The sequence below is a fragment of the Solwaraspora sp. WMMA2101 genome, from assembly GCF_049179175.1.
Taxonomy (GTDB): Bacteria; Actinomycetota; Actinomycetes; order Mycobacteriales; family Micromonosporaceae; genus Micromonospora_E.
Window position 1 is genome coordinate 339,950 of the sequence record NZ_JBMHMA010000006.1, and the last position, 14,783, is coordinate 354,732.

Sequence of the window (14,783 nt, forward strand, 5' to 3'; positions counted from 1 at the left end):
AATCACACAGTGGACGCGTACACCTTCGAAGTCAAGTCCTCGGCCTATTAGTACCGGTCAACTGAACCAGTTACCTGGCTTACATCTCCGGCCTATCAACCCAGTCATCTACTGGGAGCCTTACCCCATCAAGTGGGTGGGACACCTCATCTTGAAGCGAGCTTCCCGCTTAGATGCTTTCAGCGGTTATCCCTTCCGAACGTAGCCAACCAGCCGTGCCCCTGGCGGGACAACTGGCACACCAGAGGTTCGTCCGTCCCGGTCCTCTCGTACTAGGGACAGCCCTTCTCAAGTATCCTACGCGCGCGGCGGATAGGGACCGAACTGTCTCACGACGTTCTAAACCCAGCTCGCGTACCGCTTTAATGGGCGAACAGCCCAACCCTTGGGACCTGCTACAGCCCCAGGATGCGACGAGCCGACATCGAGGTGCCAAACCATCCCGTCGATATGGACTCTTGGGGAAGATCAGCCTGTTATCCCCGGGGTACCTTTTATCCGTTGAGCGACACCGCTTCCACACGCAAGTGCCGGATCACTAGTCCCGACTTTCGTCCCTGCTCGACCTGTCAGTCTCACAGTCAAGCTCCCTTGTGCACTTACACTCAACACCTGATTGCCAACCAGGATGAGGGAACCTTTGGGCGCCTCCGTTACTCTTTAGGAGGCAACCGCCCCAGTTAAACTACCCACCAGACACTGTCCCTGAACCGGATCACGGTCCGAAGTTAGAAACCCAAATCAACCAGAGTGGTATTTCAACAATGACTCCACCGATACTGGCGTACCAGCTTCACAGTCTCCCACCTATCCTACACAAGCTAATTCGAGTGCCAATGTCAAGCTATAGTAAAGGTCCCGGGGTCTTTCCGTCCTGCCGCGCGTAACGAGCATCTTTACTCGTACTGCAATTTCGCCGGGCCTGTGGTTGAGACAGTAGGAAAGTCGTTACGCCATTCGTGCAGGTCGGAACTTACCCGACAAGGAATTTCGCTACCTTAGGATGGTTATAGTTACCACCGCCGTTTACTGGCGCTTAAGTTCTCAGCTTCGCCCCGAAGAGCTAACCGGTCCCCTTAACGTTCCAGCACCGGGCAGGCGTCAGTCCATATACATCGAATTACTTCTTCGCATGGACCTGTGTTTTTAGTAAACAGTCGCTTTCCCCTGGTCTCTGCGGCCATACAACGCTCCACCCGCAAGGGGCTTCACGTCTCCGGCCCCCCTTCTCCCTAAGTTACGGGGGCAATTTGCCGAGTTCCTTAACCACAGTTCGCCCGATCGCCTCGGTATTCTCTACCTGACCACCTGTGTCGGTTTGGGGTACGGGCCGCTAGAAGCTCGCTAGAGGCTTTTCTCGGCAGCATAGGATCACTGACTTCACCTGAATCGGCTCGGCATCACGTCTCAGCCTCATGCACCACGGATTTACCTATGGTACGGCCTACACGCTTACCCCGGCACAACCACCGGCCGGGATCAGCTACCTTCCTGCGTCACCCCATCGCTTGACTACTACCCGCCAGGTTCCCGCGCTCCCTCAGATCAGTCCGAAAACCTCACCAAGTTCGGGCAGTTAGCACAACGAGGTTCATCATGGGCGCTCCTTCGCGGGTACGGGAATATCAACCCGTTGTCCATCGACTACGCCTCTCGGCCTCGCCTTAGGTCCCGACTCACCCAGGGCGGATTAGCCTGGCCCTGGAACCCTTGGTCATCCGGCGGAAGGGTTTCTCACCCTTCTTTCGCTACTCATGCCTGCATTCTCACTCGTGCCGCGTCCACAGCTGGGTCACCCCGCTGCTTCACCCCCGGCACGACGCTCCCCTACCCATCCACACACCTGCACCAACCCTCCGAAGAGAATCAGCGAAGTACACGCGTGAATGCCACAGCTTCGGCGGTGTGCTTGAGCCCCGCTACATTGTCGGCGCGGAACCACTTGACCAGTGAGCTATTACGCACTCTTTAAAGGGTGGCTGCTTCTAAGCCAACCTCCTGGTTGTCTAAGCGACCCCACATCCTTTTCCACTTAGCACACGCTTAGGGGCCTTAGCTGGCGATCTGGGCTGTTTCCCTCTCGACTACGAAGCTTATCCCCCGCAGTCTCACTGCCGCGCTCTCACTTACCGGCATTCGGAGTTTAGCTGATTTCGGTAAGCTTGTAGGCCCCCTAGACCATCCAGTGCTCTACCTCCGGCAAGAAACACGCGACGCTGCACCTAAATGCATTTCGGGGAGAACCAGCTATCACGGAGTTTGATTGGCCTTTCACCCCTAACCACAGGTCATCCCCCAACTTTTCAACGTTGGTGGGTTCGGCCCTCCACGCGGTCTTACCCGCGCTTCAGCCTGCCCATGGCTAGATCACTCCGCTTCGGGTCTAGAACATGCGACTCAACGCCCTATTAAGACTCGCTTTCGCTACGGCTACCCCACACGGGTTAACCTCGCCACATGCCACTAACTCGCAGGCTCATTCTTCAAAAGGCACGCCGTCACCCCTAAAGGCTCCGACGGATTGTAGGCGAACGGTTTCAGGTACTATTTCACTCCCCTCCCGGGGTACTTTTCACCATTCCCTCACGGTACTCGTCCGCTATCGGTCACTAGGAAGTATTTAGGCTTACCAGGTGGTCCTGGCAGATTCACGGCAGATTTCAGGGGTCCGCCGCTACTCGGGAACATCCACAGAAGACCAGCCACTTTCACCTACCGGACTATCACCGCCTACGGTTGGCTTTTCCACACCATTCGGCTAGCAACTGGCTTTGTAACTTCTCGACCGGATGTCAGTCCGATCAGCAGAGTCCCACAACCCCGACCACGCAACCCCTGACAGGTATCACACGCAGCCGGTTTAGCCTCATCCGCTTTCGCTCGCCACTACTCACGGAATCACTGTTGTTTTCTCTTCCTGCGGGTACTGAGATGTTTCACTTCCCCGCGTTCCCTCCACACACCCTATGAGTTCAGGTGCAGGTGACACCACATGACTGATGCCAGGTTTCCCCATTCGGACACCCTGGGATCACAGCTTGGTTGACAGCTCCCCCAGGCCTATCGCGGCCTCCCACGTCCTTCATCGGCTCCTAGTGCCAAGGCATCCACCGTTCGCCCTTGACAACTTGACCACAAAGATGCTCGCGTCCACTGTGTAATTCTCAACAAACGACCAACCCACAACCCCAAGCCCCACACCAGCACCACCAACCGGCAGCCGGTATGCGAGACCAGGCCATGCCTGGCACACCAAGACAACAACCCACACGTGGCTTGTTCCCTCAGGACCCAACAGGATGCTCTACATTCACACCAGCCGCACCAACACCACTCTCCACACCCCCACCCGAAAGCAGAAGCAGTACCAGCAGCATCAGCCGTTGCCGACACGAACTCACCAGTGTCTCCGCCAAATGAGCACCCCCACCCCACACTCGGAGGCGGCAGGCTCCCTACCCGACCTTCGCCGGGAGAGCGCTCCTTAGAAAGGAGGTGATCCAGCCGCACCTTCCGGTACGGCTACCTTGTTACGACTTCGTCCCAATCGCCAGCCCCACCTTCGACAGCTCCCTCCCACAAGGGGTTGGGCCACCGGCTTCGGGTGTTGCCGACTTTCGTGACGTGACGGGCGGTGTGTACAAGGCCCGGGAACGTATTCACCGCAGCGTTGCTGATCTGCGATTACTAGCGACTCCGACTTCACGGGGTCGAGTTGCAGACCCCGATCCGAACTGAGACCGGCTTTTTGGGATTCGCTCCACCTCACGGTATCGCAGCCCATTGTACCGGCCATTGTAGCATGCGTGAAGCCCTGGACATAAGGGGCATGATGACTTGACGTCATCCCCACCTTCCTCCGAGTTGACCCCGGCAGTCTTCGATGAGTCCCCGCCATAACGCGCTGGCAACATCGAACGAGGGTTGCGCTCGTTGCGGGACTTAACCCAACATCTCACGACACGAGCTGACGACAGCCATGCACCACCTGTGACCGCCCCCGAAGGACCCCACATCTCTGCAGGTTTTGCGGCCATGTCAAACCCAGGTAAGGTTCTTCGCGTTGCATCGAATTAATCCGCATGCTCCGCCGCTTGTGCGGGCCCCCGTCAATTCCTTTGAGTTTTAGCCTTGCGGCCGTACTCCCCAGGCGGGGCGCTTAATGCGTTAGCTGCGGCACAGAGAACCGGAGAGGCCCCCCACACCTAGCGCCCAACGTTTACAGCGTGGACTACCAGGGTATCTAATCCTGTTCGCTCCCCACGCTTTCGCTCCTCAGCGTCAGTATCGGCCCAGAGACCCGCCTTCGCCACCGGTGTTCCTCCTGATATCTGCGCATTTCACCGCTACACCAGGAATTCCAGTCTCCCCTACCGAACTCTAGCCTGCCCGTATCGACTGCAAGCCCACAGTTGAGCTGTGGGTTTTCACAGTCGACGCGACAAGCCGCCTACGAGCTCTTTACGCCCAATAAATCCGGACAACGCTCGCGCCCTACGTCTTACCGCGGCTGCTGGCACGTAGTTGGCCGGCGCTTCTTCTGCAGGTACCGTCACTTGCGCTTCGTCCCTGCTGAAAGAGGTTTACAACCCGAAGGCCGTCATCCCTCACGCGGCGTCGCTGCATCAGGCTTCCGCCCATTGTGCAATATTCCCCACTGCTGCCTCCCGTAGGAGTCTGGGCCGTGTCTCAGTCCCAGTGTGGCCGGTCGCCCTCTCAGGCCGGCTACCCGTCGTCGCCTTGGTAGGCCATTACCCCACCAACAAGCTGATAGGCCGCGAGCCCATCCCAAGCCGAAAAACTTTCCACACACCACCATGCGGCAGCATGTAATATTCGGTATTAGCCCCGGTTTCCCGGGGTTATCCCAAAGCCTGGGGCAGATTGCTCACGTGTTACTCACCCGTTCGCCGCTCGAGTACCCCGAAGGGCCTTTCCGCTCGACTTGCATGTGTTAAGCACGCCGCCAGCGTTCGTCCTGAGCCAGGATCAAACTCTCCAACAAAAATTTAGAGAATCAAACCCGGCATATAAAATGCCAAGGAATCACCAACCAGAAAACCACCACCAAAGCAGCAGTCAACCAGCCGGGAACCAAACAAACTTTGGCACTGGCTTATCAAGCACCCTGTTGAGTTCTCAAAGAACAAACACACACCAGCAGAACCACCCACACCAAGCAGGCAACCCCACCAGGGCCATCCGTCCCACCCGACTTCCGCCGGGCACTTTTACTACCTTACTTCGACTCTTTCGCCCCGTCAACCCGGGTTTTTCCGGATCGTGGTGCTTAGTGCCGTTTTGACCTGACCGGTTCCAGGCAGCATCGTACCGCTGCTCCGTACCCGGGTCTTGCAGGCCGGCCGCGACGTCTCCGTCGGCTGCCCGGTACCCTGCGGTCGTCAACCTTACTCGGTCGGCCTCGCCGCGCCAAATCGGCCCCGGCCTTGCCGGTGCGACCTCAGCGGCCCCGCCCGACCAGCTCCGTTCGGTGTCAGAACACCCGGACCTGGAAGGTCGTCCCGCAGTTCTGGCCTCTCGCTCCGGCTTTCGCCTCGGCGTTTCCGTCCGTTCCCCTGCGGGCAGAGAGAAAGTTACGCGCCCGCCCGATCACACGTCAAATCGAGCGGACGCGTCCCACGTCACACCATCGCTGGCGGACTATCTTGCCAGCTCAACGCCAGCAAAAGTGCGCTTGCCCCGGCGCAGGACCAGGAAGCGCCCGTGCAACAGCGCCTCGGTCGGCACCGCCGCGTCGACGTCGACCACCCGCTGGTTGTTGACGTACGCGCCACCTTCGGCGATCGCTCGACGTGCCTCGTTGAGGCTGCCGACCAGACCCGACTCCTTGAGCAGTACCGCCACCGCAGGCACCTCGCCACGCACCGTCACCAGGCCCGCTTCCCGCAGCGCGGCCTGCAACGTCTCCGGGGACAACTCCTCGAGCGAACCGCGGCCGAACAACGCCTGACTTGCCGCCATCGCCTGGGCCGCCTCCGGTGCACCGTGCACCAGGGTGGTGAGCTCCTGCGCCAACGCCCGCTGCGCCGCACGCGCCGCCGGCCGGGCGGCGGACTCCTGCTCCAGGGACTCGATCTCGTCACGGTCACGGAAGCTGAAGTACCGCAGGTAGCGGCCGATGTCGCGGTCGTCGACGTTGACCCAGAACTGGTAGAAGGCGTACGGGCTGGTCAACGCAGCGTCGAGCCAGACCGCACCGCCCTCGGTCTTGCCGAACTTGGTGCCGTCCGCGCGGGTGACCAGAGGAGTCGTGAAGGCGTGCACCGGCCCGGCACCCCGGCGACGGACGTAGTCCACCCCTGCGGTGATGTTGCCCCACTGGTCGGAGCCGCCGAACTGCAGCGCGCAACCGTACCGGCGGTGCAACTCGAAGAAGTCGTTGGCCTGCAGCAGCTGGTAACTGAACTCGGTGAAGCTGATGCCGCTGTCCAGCCGGGCGCGCACCACCTCACGGGCCAGCATCCGATTGACCGGAAAGTGCTTGCCCACGTCCCGGAGGAACTCGACCACCGACATCGGGCTCGTCCAGTCTAGGTTGTTCACCGCCAGCGCCGCGGCGGGGCCGTCGAACGAGACGAACGGGGCCAGCTGGCCCCTGATCCGGTCCACCCAGCTGGCGACGACCTCGGGTGGATTGAGGTTACGCTCGCCACCTTCCTTCGGGTCGCCGATCTGCCCCGTGGCGCCACCGACCAGCAGCAGCGGCCGGTGTCCCGCCTGCTGCAGCCGGCGGGCGGTGACCACCTGCACCAGATGCCCGACGTGCAGGCTCGGTGCGGTCGGGTCGAAGCCGACATAGAAGGTCGTCGGGCGGGTCAGCTGTGCGCCCAGCTCCACCGCGTCCGTGGTGTCCTGGATCAGGCCACGCCAGCGCAGCTCATCCAGCACCGTCGGCGTACCCGTGGGGTCTCGTTGGTCCGTCACCGCGCGATTGTCTCTCATCGCCGGGTTGCGGCGACATCCGGTTTCCCACCTGCGGCGCAGGTGGTGACCGGCACACCAGTGCATCGAAACTTGTCGTTCATCTAGTCGGACACTTCCGGCAACACGTCGCTCACATGATCGATCCCTGCCGATCAGATCCGAGGCTGTGGAGGTCGATGTGACCGAGCCGTCCCCCGGCGTCAGCCGACGCCACTTTCTGCACCAGGTCGGCGTCAGCGGTGGCGCTGGCGCCCTGTTCGCCACCATGGGCGCGCTCGGCCTGGCACCGAGTGCGGCAACCGCGACACCGCCGTACACGCCGCCCCGTGCCGGGGACCTGCGGGTGACCGGACGTAGCGCCGGCCGGGTGGTGATCCTCGGCGGCGGCGTCGCGGGCCTGGCCACCGCGTACGAGCTGGGCAAGGCCGGCTACCGGTGCACCATCCTCGAGGCGCGCGACATCGTCGGTGGCCGCAGTCTGACGATCCGCCGGGGCAGCACCGAGACGGATCTGGACGGACACGTGCAGCGGGCCGCCTACCATGCCGGCACGTACTTCAACGCCGGACCAGCCCGCATCGCGCAGTGGATGGTGACGATGGACTACTGCCGGGAGCTGGGCGTCCCGGTGGAGGTCTTCACCAACGCCAACGCCAACGCGATGATCTACAACGAGTCGAGCGCGGCGCCGACCGCGAACCCGGTACGGTACCGGACCGCGAAGGCCGACATGTACGGCTACGTAGCCGAACTGCTCGCCAAGGCCACCGACCAGGGGGCTCTGGACGGGCAGCTCACCGCCGACGACAAGGACCGGCTGCTGTCGTTCCTGCAGAGCTTCGGAGCGATCGGCGGGCGCAGCGCCGGCTGGGCGTACACCGGGACGACCCGGCGCGGATACGCGACCGACCCGGGAGCGGGCAACGACGTCGGTACGCCGCTGGGCGCGCCACCGCCGCTGTCCGAGGTGCTGGCCAGCAACGTCGGGCGCTACTTCAGCTTCGAGCTCGGCTACGACCAGGCGATGCTGATGTTCCAGCCGGTCGGCGGGATGGACCGCATCGTCGAGGCGTTCGTCCGCGCCGTCGGTCCCGGCGTGGTCCGTACCGGCACCGAGGTGGTCGACGTGGTCGACGGGCCGGACACGGTGACCGTCACCTACCGGCAAGGTGGCCGCCTCCGACGGCTGACCGCCGAGTTCTGTGTGGCGACCCTCCCACCGCACCTGATGGCCCGGGTGCCACACAACCTCGGCGCACCGGTGCAGTCGGCGCTGGCCAGCTTCCCGCCCGCACCGGCGGGGAAGATCGGCATCGAGTACCGCAGCCGCTGGTGGGAACAGGAGTTGCGGATCTACGGCGGGATCACCGAAACGGATCTGGACCTGGCCCACGTCTGGTACCCCTCGCACGATTTCCACGCCGATCGGGGCCTGATCGTCGGCTACTACAACACCGGGTCCGCCGCCCGTTCGTACGGACTCTTGACGCCCGCCGAGCGCCACGAACGGGCGATCGCCCAGGGCGTCAAGATCCACGGTGAGCGGTACCGCACCGAGGCGGCCACCTCGTTCTCGGTCGCCTGGCACCGGGTCCGCCACATCGAGGGCGCGTGGGTGTCGGCGCCGTACGGATCACCGGCGTACGACCTGCTGCTGCGCCCGGCCGGGCGGGTCTACTTCGCCGGCGACTGGTTGAGCCGCACGCCTGCCTGGCAGCACGGGGCGCTGCTGTCCGCCCGGGCCGTCGTCGGCGCGCTGCACTCCCGGGTGCTGGCCGGCTGAGCCGGCTGGACTCCCCGTGCTGGCCGGCTGAGCCGGCTGGACTCTCCCGTACCGGCCGAGCGGGTTGGCCGGGTGGGGCGGACGTCCCGGACGCTCGGGTCGCACGACCGGGCCGGGTCAGGGTCGTACGGCACTGACCCGGCCGCTCGCCAACTGGTGTGCTGAAGGTGGCCGGCAGAGCAGGATCGGTCACCGGCGGAAGGAGCACCACGATGAACACCATGGTCACCGAACGGGTGCCGCAGGTCCGGCACGATCCGACCGGAGCCGGGCTGACCGTGCGTCACGTCGACGGTGAACGGTACGCGGTGCAGGTCCGGGGTCACCAGGTGTTCGTCGACCAGCCGGCGACCAACGGCGGCGACGACGGCGCACCGACCCCGGTCGAACTGTTCGTGGCCTCGCTCGCCTCCTGCGTCGCCTTCTACGCCGGCCGCTACCTCCAGCGGCACGGACTGTCCAGGGAAGGTCTCGCCGTCTCCGCCCGGTACGTGATGGCCACCGACCGGCCGGCGCGGGTCAGCGCCATCCGGATCGAGGTCACCGCACCGGCCGATCTGCCGGCGGGACGGCGGGCGGCGCTGCGGGCGGTCGCGGCCCACTGCACGGTGCACAACAGCCTCGTCGACGTACCCCGGGTGGAGATCGAGTTGGATCCGGCCTGACCGGTCCGGTCGGGGCACAGTCCCGGCGAGCGCGGTGTCGCGACGGCGGCGCTGTGCTTGCCGGGTGTACCGCCGGCTGCCAAGGTTGACCCATGGAGCAGACCCTGGTCGAGCCGGGTGGCACCGGTGTGCCCTGCTGCGCGCCGTTGATGAGCGCCGCCGTTCCCGCCGAGCACGCCGGTGAACTGGCGCGCGCGTTCAAGGCACTGGCCGACCCGGTCCGGCTGCGGCTGCTGTCCATGATCGCCTCCGCTGGGGCGGAGGTCTGCGTATGCGACCTTTCGGCGGCGTTCGCGTTGACCGGACCGACGATCTCGCACCATCTGCGGGTGCTGCGGGAAGCCGGGCTGGTCGACTGCGAACGACGCGGTACCTGGGTCTACTACTGGCCCCGCCCTGCGGCCATCCGCCGTCTGTCGGTGCTGCTGTCTGCTCCGGAAGGGTGATCCGTTCGCTGCGGCCCGGTCCGGGGGGCCCGATGTCGGGCGGCCCGGGCCATCACCACGCCGCGCCCGAACGGGACCGCTGTGGCAGGGTGGCACCGTGGCGATGACTCCCGTGAGCCCGGCTGCTCGTGGTGCCCAGCGGGCCGTGCGGCTGGAGGATGCCATCCACGCCCTGTTCGAACGACGCCTGCGTCGGCGCGGCTGGGACGTGACGCTGATCCCGTACACCGGCTACGGCGCTCCGGGCTGGGTGCGGGTGATGGCGCGGGTGCTGCTGGGGCGCCCGGATCCGCACCCCCGACGTCCGCACAAGGTCCGGGGCTGGCGCAGCTTCGCGACCCTGCCGGTCAAGCACGCGCCGGTGGTCATCGAGGCCGGCGGCCGCAAACACCAGGTGCAGGCCGACCGGGGCGGCTTCGTGGACACCGTCGTGCCGGCCGACCTTTCGCCGGGTTGGGCCTCGGTCCGGCTGTACAGCGGCGACGCCGAACCGGTGGAGGCCCCGGTACGGATCGTGGATCCGCAGGTGCGTTTCGGCATCATCTCCGACATCGACGACACGGTGATGGTGACCGCGCTGCCCAGGCCGATGCTGGCCGCGTGGAACACGTTCGTCCTCGACGAACACGCGCGCGCCTCGGTGGCCGGGATGGCCGTGTTGTACGAGCGTCTGGTCACCGCACATCCCGGCGCGCCGGTGCTCTACCTGTCGACGGGGGCCTGGAATGTCGCGCCGACGTTGCGCAGGTTCCTGTCCCGGCATCTGTACCCGGCGGGTCCGCTGCTGCTCACCGACTGGGGGCCGACGGCGGAACGGTGGTTCCGCAGCGGCCGGGAGCACAAGCGCGCCAGCCTGGCCCGGTTGGCTGACGAGTTTCCGCAGGTGCGGTGGCTGCTCGTCGGCGACGACGGCCAGCACGACCAGGAGATCTACGCCGAATTCGCCGCCGAGCATCCCGACAGCGTCGCGGCTGTCGCGATCCGCCGGCTCTCCCCCACCCAGGCGGTGCTGGCCGGTAACCTGCCGGCGCCGGCGGGCGAGACGTCGCGTACCGCCGGACCTGGTGGGCGTCGCTGGCTGTCCGCGCCGGACGGCGCCGGCCTGGCGCATCTGCTGCGCCAGGCGGAGCTGCTGTGACCGTACGGTCAGCTGGTCGCGTCCGCGTCCGCGTCCGCAGACGCGGCGGCCGGTCCGGCCTCGGCCAGTCGCTGCCGCAACCGGCCACGGACCTCCTCCGGCGTGTAGGCCCGGCGGCGCCGTTCGGCCCGGACGATCACCGCACCGGTCGCCGCGACGCCGACGAACGCGGCCAGGCCCGTTACCTTCCACCAACGCATCCGCCTAGGGTAGTCGGATGACCGGCGGCCCACTTACCCTCGACGCTGCGGTGGAGCTGACCCGCACCGGTGACCTGTGGCTGTTCCGCGGGCGCACAGTGCCCGACCGCGCCATCCAGCTGACCACGAACAGCCCGGTGAACCACGTGGGCATGGCCGTGGTGATCGACGACCTTCCGCCGCTGCTGTGGCACGCCGAGCTCGGTCGCTCGTTGCCGGACATGTGGTCGGGCACCCATCATCGTGGCGTGCAGCTGCACGATCTGCGTGACGCGGTCACCGTCTGGGCCCGCCGGTACGGTCAACGGGGCTGGTTGCGGCAGTTGGATCCACCGGCGGACCCGGCCATGGAGGACGCCGTACTGCGGACGGTCGCACGGCTGGACGGCACGCCGTTCCCGTCGACCGCGCAACTGGCCTGGCGCTGGCTGCGCGGGCGGGTGCCCGCCCCGGCGATGCGCCAGCGCACGGCCGGGCAGTGGGAGAGCGTCTACTGCGCCGAGGTGGTGGCGGTCACGTACGAGGCGATGGGACTGCTGCCAACGGGCCGGCGCAGCAACTGGTACGACCCGGGCCGGTTCTGGAGCGGCGACGACCTGCGTCTGCAGGGTGGTGCCCGGCTCGGTCGGGAGATTCCGGTGTCGGTGCCGTCGGCGGGCGAAGCTGAGCGGGCCAGCGACCAGACGTCATGACCGGCGGGCCGACCGAGGACCGCAGCGCCCGGTGGGAGCGGCGGCTCGCGGTGCCGGTGCTGGTCGCGGCGCTGGCGTCGGTGCCGGCGGTGTTCCTGACGCTGGCCGGTGGGACGTTGGCCATGTTCGGCGAGGTGCTGCACTGGGTCAGCGGGGCGGTCCTGGTGGCGGAGAGCGTCGTGCTGCTGGCGCTGTCCAGTGACCGGCTCGGCTGGTTACGGCGCAACCGTGGCCTGGTGGGGTTCACTCTGGTGGTGGTCCCGGTGACGGTGCTGGCACTCGGCCCGTTGCAGGTGCTGCGGCTGCTGTACACGGTGGGTACGTTGCGGTTGGTGCGGGCCCGGCGAATCGTCCGGGCGACGATGGTGCTGCACCGGCGTTTCGGACCGGAGGGTCCGTGGGCGAGCTCGTTCGCGCTGGGGGCCGGGACACTGGCCGCCGTCTTCGTCGCGATCACCCTGGTGGACCCGTCGTCGCGGTCGCGGCTGCTGCTGGAGCAGTGGCTGGGCTGGACCGGCAACGGCCGGACGGTCGCGGTCTGTGTGGCCCGGCGCGGTGGTGTTCGGTGCCACCTGGGTGGCGTTGCGCAACCGGGGCCCGGCGTCGCCGGCCGACGACGCGGACTGACCCCGGGCACACCGGTCGCCGACGCGGATCAGGTCGGGGGACAATGGTGCGGTGAGACCTTGGCTCCACCTGTCCGCCGCGGATCTGGCCGCGCAGTTGCCCGACGGTGAGGACCAGGAGGTGCATTTCCCGGAGTCGTTGGTCGAGGCGGTGCTCGCCGAGTACAGCGTCCCCGGTGCCACAGTGCTCGACCCGTTCGCCGGGTTCGGCACCACACTGGTCACCGCGCAGCGGATGGGCCGGCAGGCGGTCGGGATCGAGCTGCTACCGGAGCGGGTCGAGCTGATCCGCAGCCGGCTGGCTGCCGGCGCCGGGTCCGGGTCCGGGTCCGGCAGCGTGGAGGTGCTCAACGGGGACGCGCGCAAGCTGCGCACGCTGGTGCCCGGCCCAGTCGACCTCTGCCTCACCTCCCCGCCGTACATGGACGCGGTGAACCACCCGGAGAATCCGCTCAACGCCTACGAGACCCTCGACGGCCACTACCCGACCTACCTGGAGGAGATCGGTGACATCTTCGCGCAGGTGGCCCAGGTCCTGCGGCCCGGCGGGTACGCGGTGGTCAACGTGGCGAACATGCGGATCGACGGTCGGGTCACCACCCTGGCCTGGGACGTCGGACGGGTCGTCGGGGCGCACCTGACGCTGTGCCAGGAGGTGTTCCTCTGCTGGGACGCGCCGCCGGCCTGGCTGACCGGTGACTACTGCCTGGTGTTCCAGCGCCCGCCGGTCTGACCGGGTCTGACCAGCCCTTGACCGGGTCCGACCCGCGCGCGGCCGCGCTGGTCGACCATGTCGGCGCAGGGTCAGCGCGGCTCGGTCGAACCGTTCGTGACCGGGTCTGCGGCCACGGCGGCGTCGGTGCTGTCGGCGGCGGCGTCCCGGTCCGGCGCCCGGCACAGCCGTACGGCGGAGATGGCATGGTGGTCGACGGCGGCCACGGTCAGCGTCCAGCCGTCGATGGCGACCGACTCGCCGCTGCTGGTCGGGATGTGACCGAGCCTGGCCAGCAGCAGACCGGCGACCGTGGTGTAGTCCCCGGCGGGGCGGGCCGGCAGCTCCACCCCGATGTCGGGCAGGTCGTGGATCGGGAAGGTGCCGGGCACCAGCAACGTACCGTCGCTCTCGGTGCGGACCGCGCGGACGTCCCGGTCGGTCTCGTCGTAGATCTCGCCGACGATCTCCTCGAGCACGTCTTCCAGGGTGACGATGCCGTCGACGGCGCCACGTTCGTCGACCACCAGGGCGATGTGCTGGCGCTCGGCCTTGAACTGCCGCAGAGCGTCGACGACCGGCAGCGACTCCGGCAGCAGCATCGGCGGGCGGGCGGCGGCGTCGACCGGCCGGTCGTCCGGTACGCCGACCAGGTCACGCAGGTGGACGACGCCGACGGTGTCGTCGAGCATCCCGTTGCGGACCACCGGAGCCCGGGAGTGTCCGGAGGCGGCCAGCACGATCCGGGCGGCCTCGGCGGAGGTGCCGCTGTCCAGGCAGAACACCTCCAGCCGGGGCACCAGCACGGCCCGCAGCCGACGGTCGGCGATCTCCAGTGCCCCCGAGATGATGGTCTGCTGTTCGACGGTGAAGGCCCGGTGCCCGGCGACGATGTCACGAAGTTCGTCCGGGCTGATCTCTTCCCGGGCGGCCTTGGGGTCGCCACCGGTGAGCCGTACCACCAGGTCGCTGGTGGCGCCGAGGGCCCATACCGCCGGTCGGGCCAGGCTGGCCAGGACATCCAGCGGCCGGGCCACCGCCAGCGCCCACTGCTCGGCCCGCTGCATCGCGATCCGTTTGGGGGCCAGCTCACCGAAGACCAGGGTGACGAAGGTCAGCACCAGGGTGATCAGCACGACCGCGACCGGTTCGGCGGCACCGCCGAGCGCCTCCAGCAGTGGCACCAGGGGTCGGGCCAGCGACACCGCCGCCGTCGCCGAGGCCAGGAAGCCGGCGAGGGTGATGCCGATCTGGATGGTGGCGAGGAAGCGGTTCGGGTCCTTGGCGAGCTTCGCCAGCACCCGGCCGGTGCGCCGGGACCGTTCGAGCCGTTGCAGCTGACTCTCCCGCAACGACACGAGGGCGATCTCGCTGCCGGCGAAAACGGCGTTGATCACCACCAGGACCCCGACGAGTGCGAGTTGCGTCCCGTACCCCTGCACGTGTGCACCTTCCGTCGTCGCCACCGCGCCGCAGCGGACCCGTCCGGGTCGCGCGTGGAGCGCCCGTCCGGGTCGCGGACGAGCGCCCGTCCGGGTCGCCCAGCAATGCCCAGCCGGGACGACTGCGAATCCTG

10 protein-coding genes and 2 rRNA genes are annotated in these 14,783 nt (G+C 66.5%); 7 read left to right on the forward strand and 5 right to left on the reverse strand.

Annotated elements, in window-relative coordinates; translation table 11 throughout:
* Positions 1–27 precede the first annotated feature (27 nt).
* From ACN28F_RS02070 to tyrS, 3 genes are all read right to left on the reverse strand, one after another.
* A 23S ribosomal RNA gene (locus ACN28F_RS02070) occupies positions 28–3,134 on the reverse strand.
* 354 nt (positions 3,135–3,488) lie between these two features.
* Positions 3,489–5,005: ribosomal RNA gene (locus tag ACN28F_RS02075) — 16S ribosomal RNA — on the reverse strand.
* The 16S and 23S rRNA genes sit together here, the layout of an rRNA operon.
* 656 nt (positions 5,006–5,661) lie before the next feature.
* A complete protein-coding gene (gene tyrS / locus ACN28F_RS02080; protein WP_421356908.1) occupies positions 5,662–6,963 on the reverse strand; it encodes a tyrosine--tRNA ligase in 1,302 nt (433 codons plus the stop codon).
* Positions 6,964–7,123: 160 nt separating this feature from the next.
* Between tyrS and ACN28F_RS02085 the strand changes: the two genes are divergently transcribed.
* From ACN28F_RS02085 to ACN28F_RS02100, 4 genes are all read left to right on the forward strand, one after another.
* Positions 7,124–8,728 (forward strand): flavin monoamine oxidase family protein, encoded by a 1,605-nt coding sequence (locus tag ACN28F_RS02085; RefSeq protein ID WP_421356909.1) that lies wholly within the window; start codon positions 7,124–7,126, stop codon positions 8,726–8,728.
* Between the two features lie 212 nt (positions 8,729–8,940).
* Complete coding sequence (locus tag ACN28F_RS02090; RefSeq protein WP_289206450.1) at positions 8,941–9,393, forward strand: OsmC family protein; 453 nt, start codon at positions 8,941–8,943, stop codon at positions 9,391–9,393.
* Between the two features lie 92 nt (positions 9,394–9,485).
* Positions 9,486–9,839, forward strand: coding sequence for an ArsR/SmtB family transcription factor (locus ACN28F_RS02095; protein ID WP_289206451.1), 354 nt, complete (start codon positions 9,486–9,488; stop codon positions 9,837–9,839).
* A gap of 103 nt (positions 9,840–9,942) precedes the next feature.
* Positions 9,943–10,977, forward strand: coding sequence for an App1 family protein (locus tag ACN28F_RS02100; protein WP_289210989.1), 1,035 nt, complete (start codon positions 9,943–9,945; stop codon positions 10,975–10,977).
* Positions 10,978–10,985: 8 nt separating this feature from the next.
* On the opposite strand, the gene ACN28F_RS02105 is transcribed toward ACN28F_RS02100, so the two are convergent.
* Positions 10,986–11,177: a hypothetical protein gene (locus tag ACN28F_RS02105; protein ID WP_289206452.1), complete on the reverse strand. Its 192-nt coding sequence runs from the start codon at positions 11,175–11,177 to the stop codon at positions 10,986–10,988.
* Between the two features lie 17 nt (positions 11,178–11,194).
* Here ACN28F_RS02105 and ACN28F_RS02110 point away from each other — a divergent pair, with 17 nt between their 5' ends.
* The 3 genes from ACN28F_RS02110 to ACN28F_RS02120 are packed head-to-tail and all read left to right on the forward strand — an operon-like array spanning position 11,195 to position 13,228.
* Complete coding sequence (locus ACN28F_RS02110) at positions 11,195–11,869, forward strand: hypothetical protein (RefSeq protein WP_289206453.1); 675 nt, start codon at positions 11,195–11,197, stop codon at positions 11,867–11,869.
* Positions 11,866–12,606: a hypothetical protein gene (locus ACN28F_RS02115; RefSeq protein ID WP_421356910.1), complete on the forward strand. Its 741-nt coding sequence runs from the start codon at positions 11,866–11,868 to the stop codon at positions 12,604–12,606. Before ACN28F_RS02110 ends, ACN28F_RS02115 begins: the two co-directional genes overlap by 4 nt.
* Positions 12,548–13,228, forward strand: a complete 681-nt coding sequence (locus ACN28F_RS02120) for a TRM11 family SAM-dependent methyltransferase (protein WP_289206455.1) — start codon at positions 12,548–12,550, stop codon at positions 13,226–13,228. Before ACN28F_RS02115 ends, ACN28F_RS02120 begins: the two co-directional genes overlap by 59 nt.
* A 71-nt stretch (positions 13,229–13,299) precedes the next feature.
* On the opposite strand, the gene ACN28F_RS02125 is transcribed toward ACN28F_RS02120, so the two are convergent.
* Entirely contained in the window at positions 13,300–14,649 is a 1,350-nt protein-coding gene (locus tag ACN28F_RS02125) for a hemolysin family protein (protein WP_289206456.1), read from the reverse strand.
* Between the last annotated feature and the right edge of the window lie 134 nt (positions 14,650–14,783).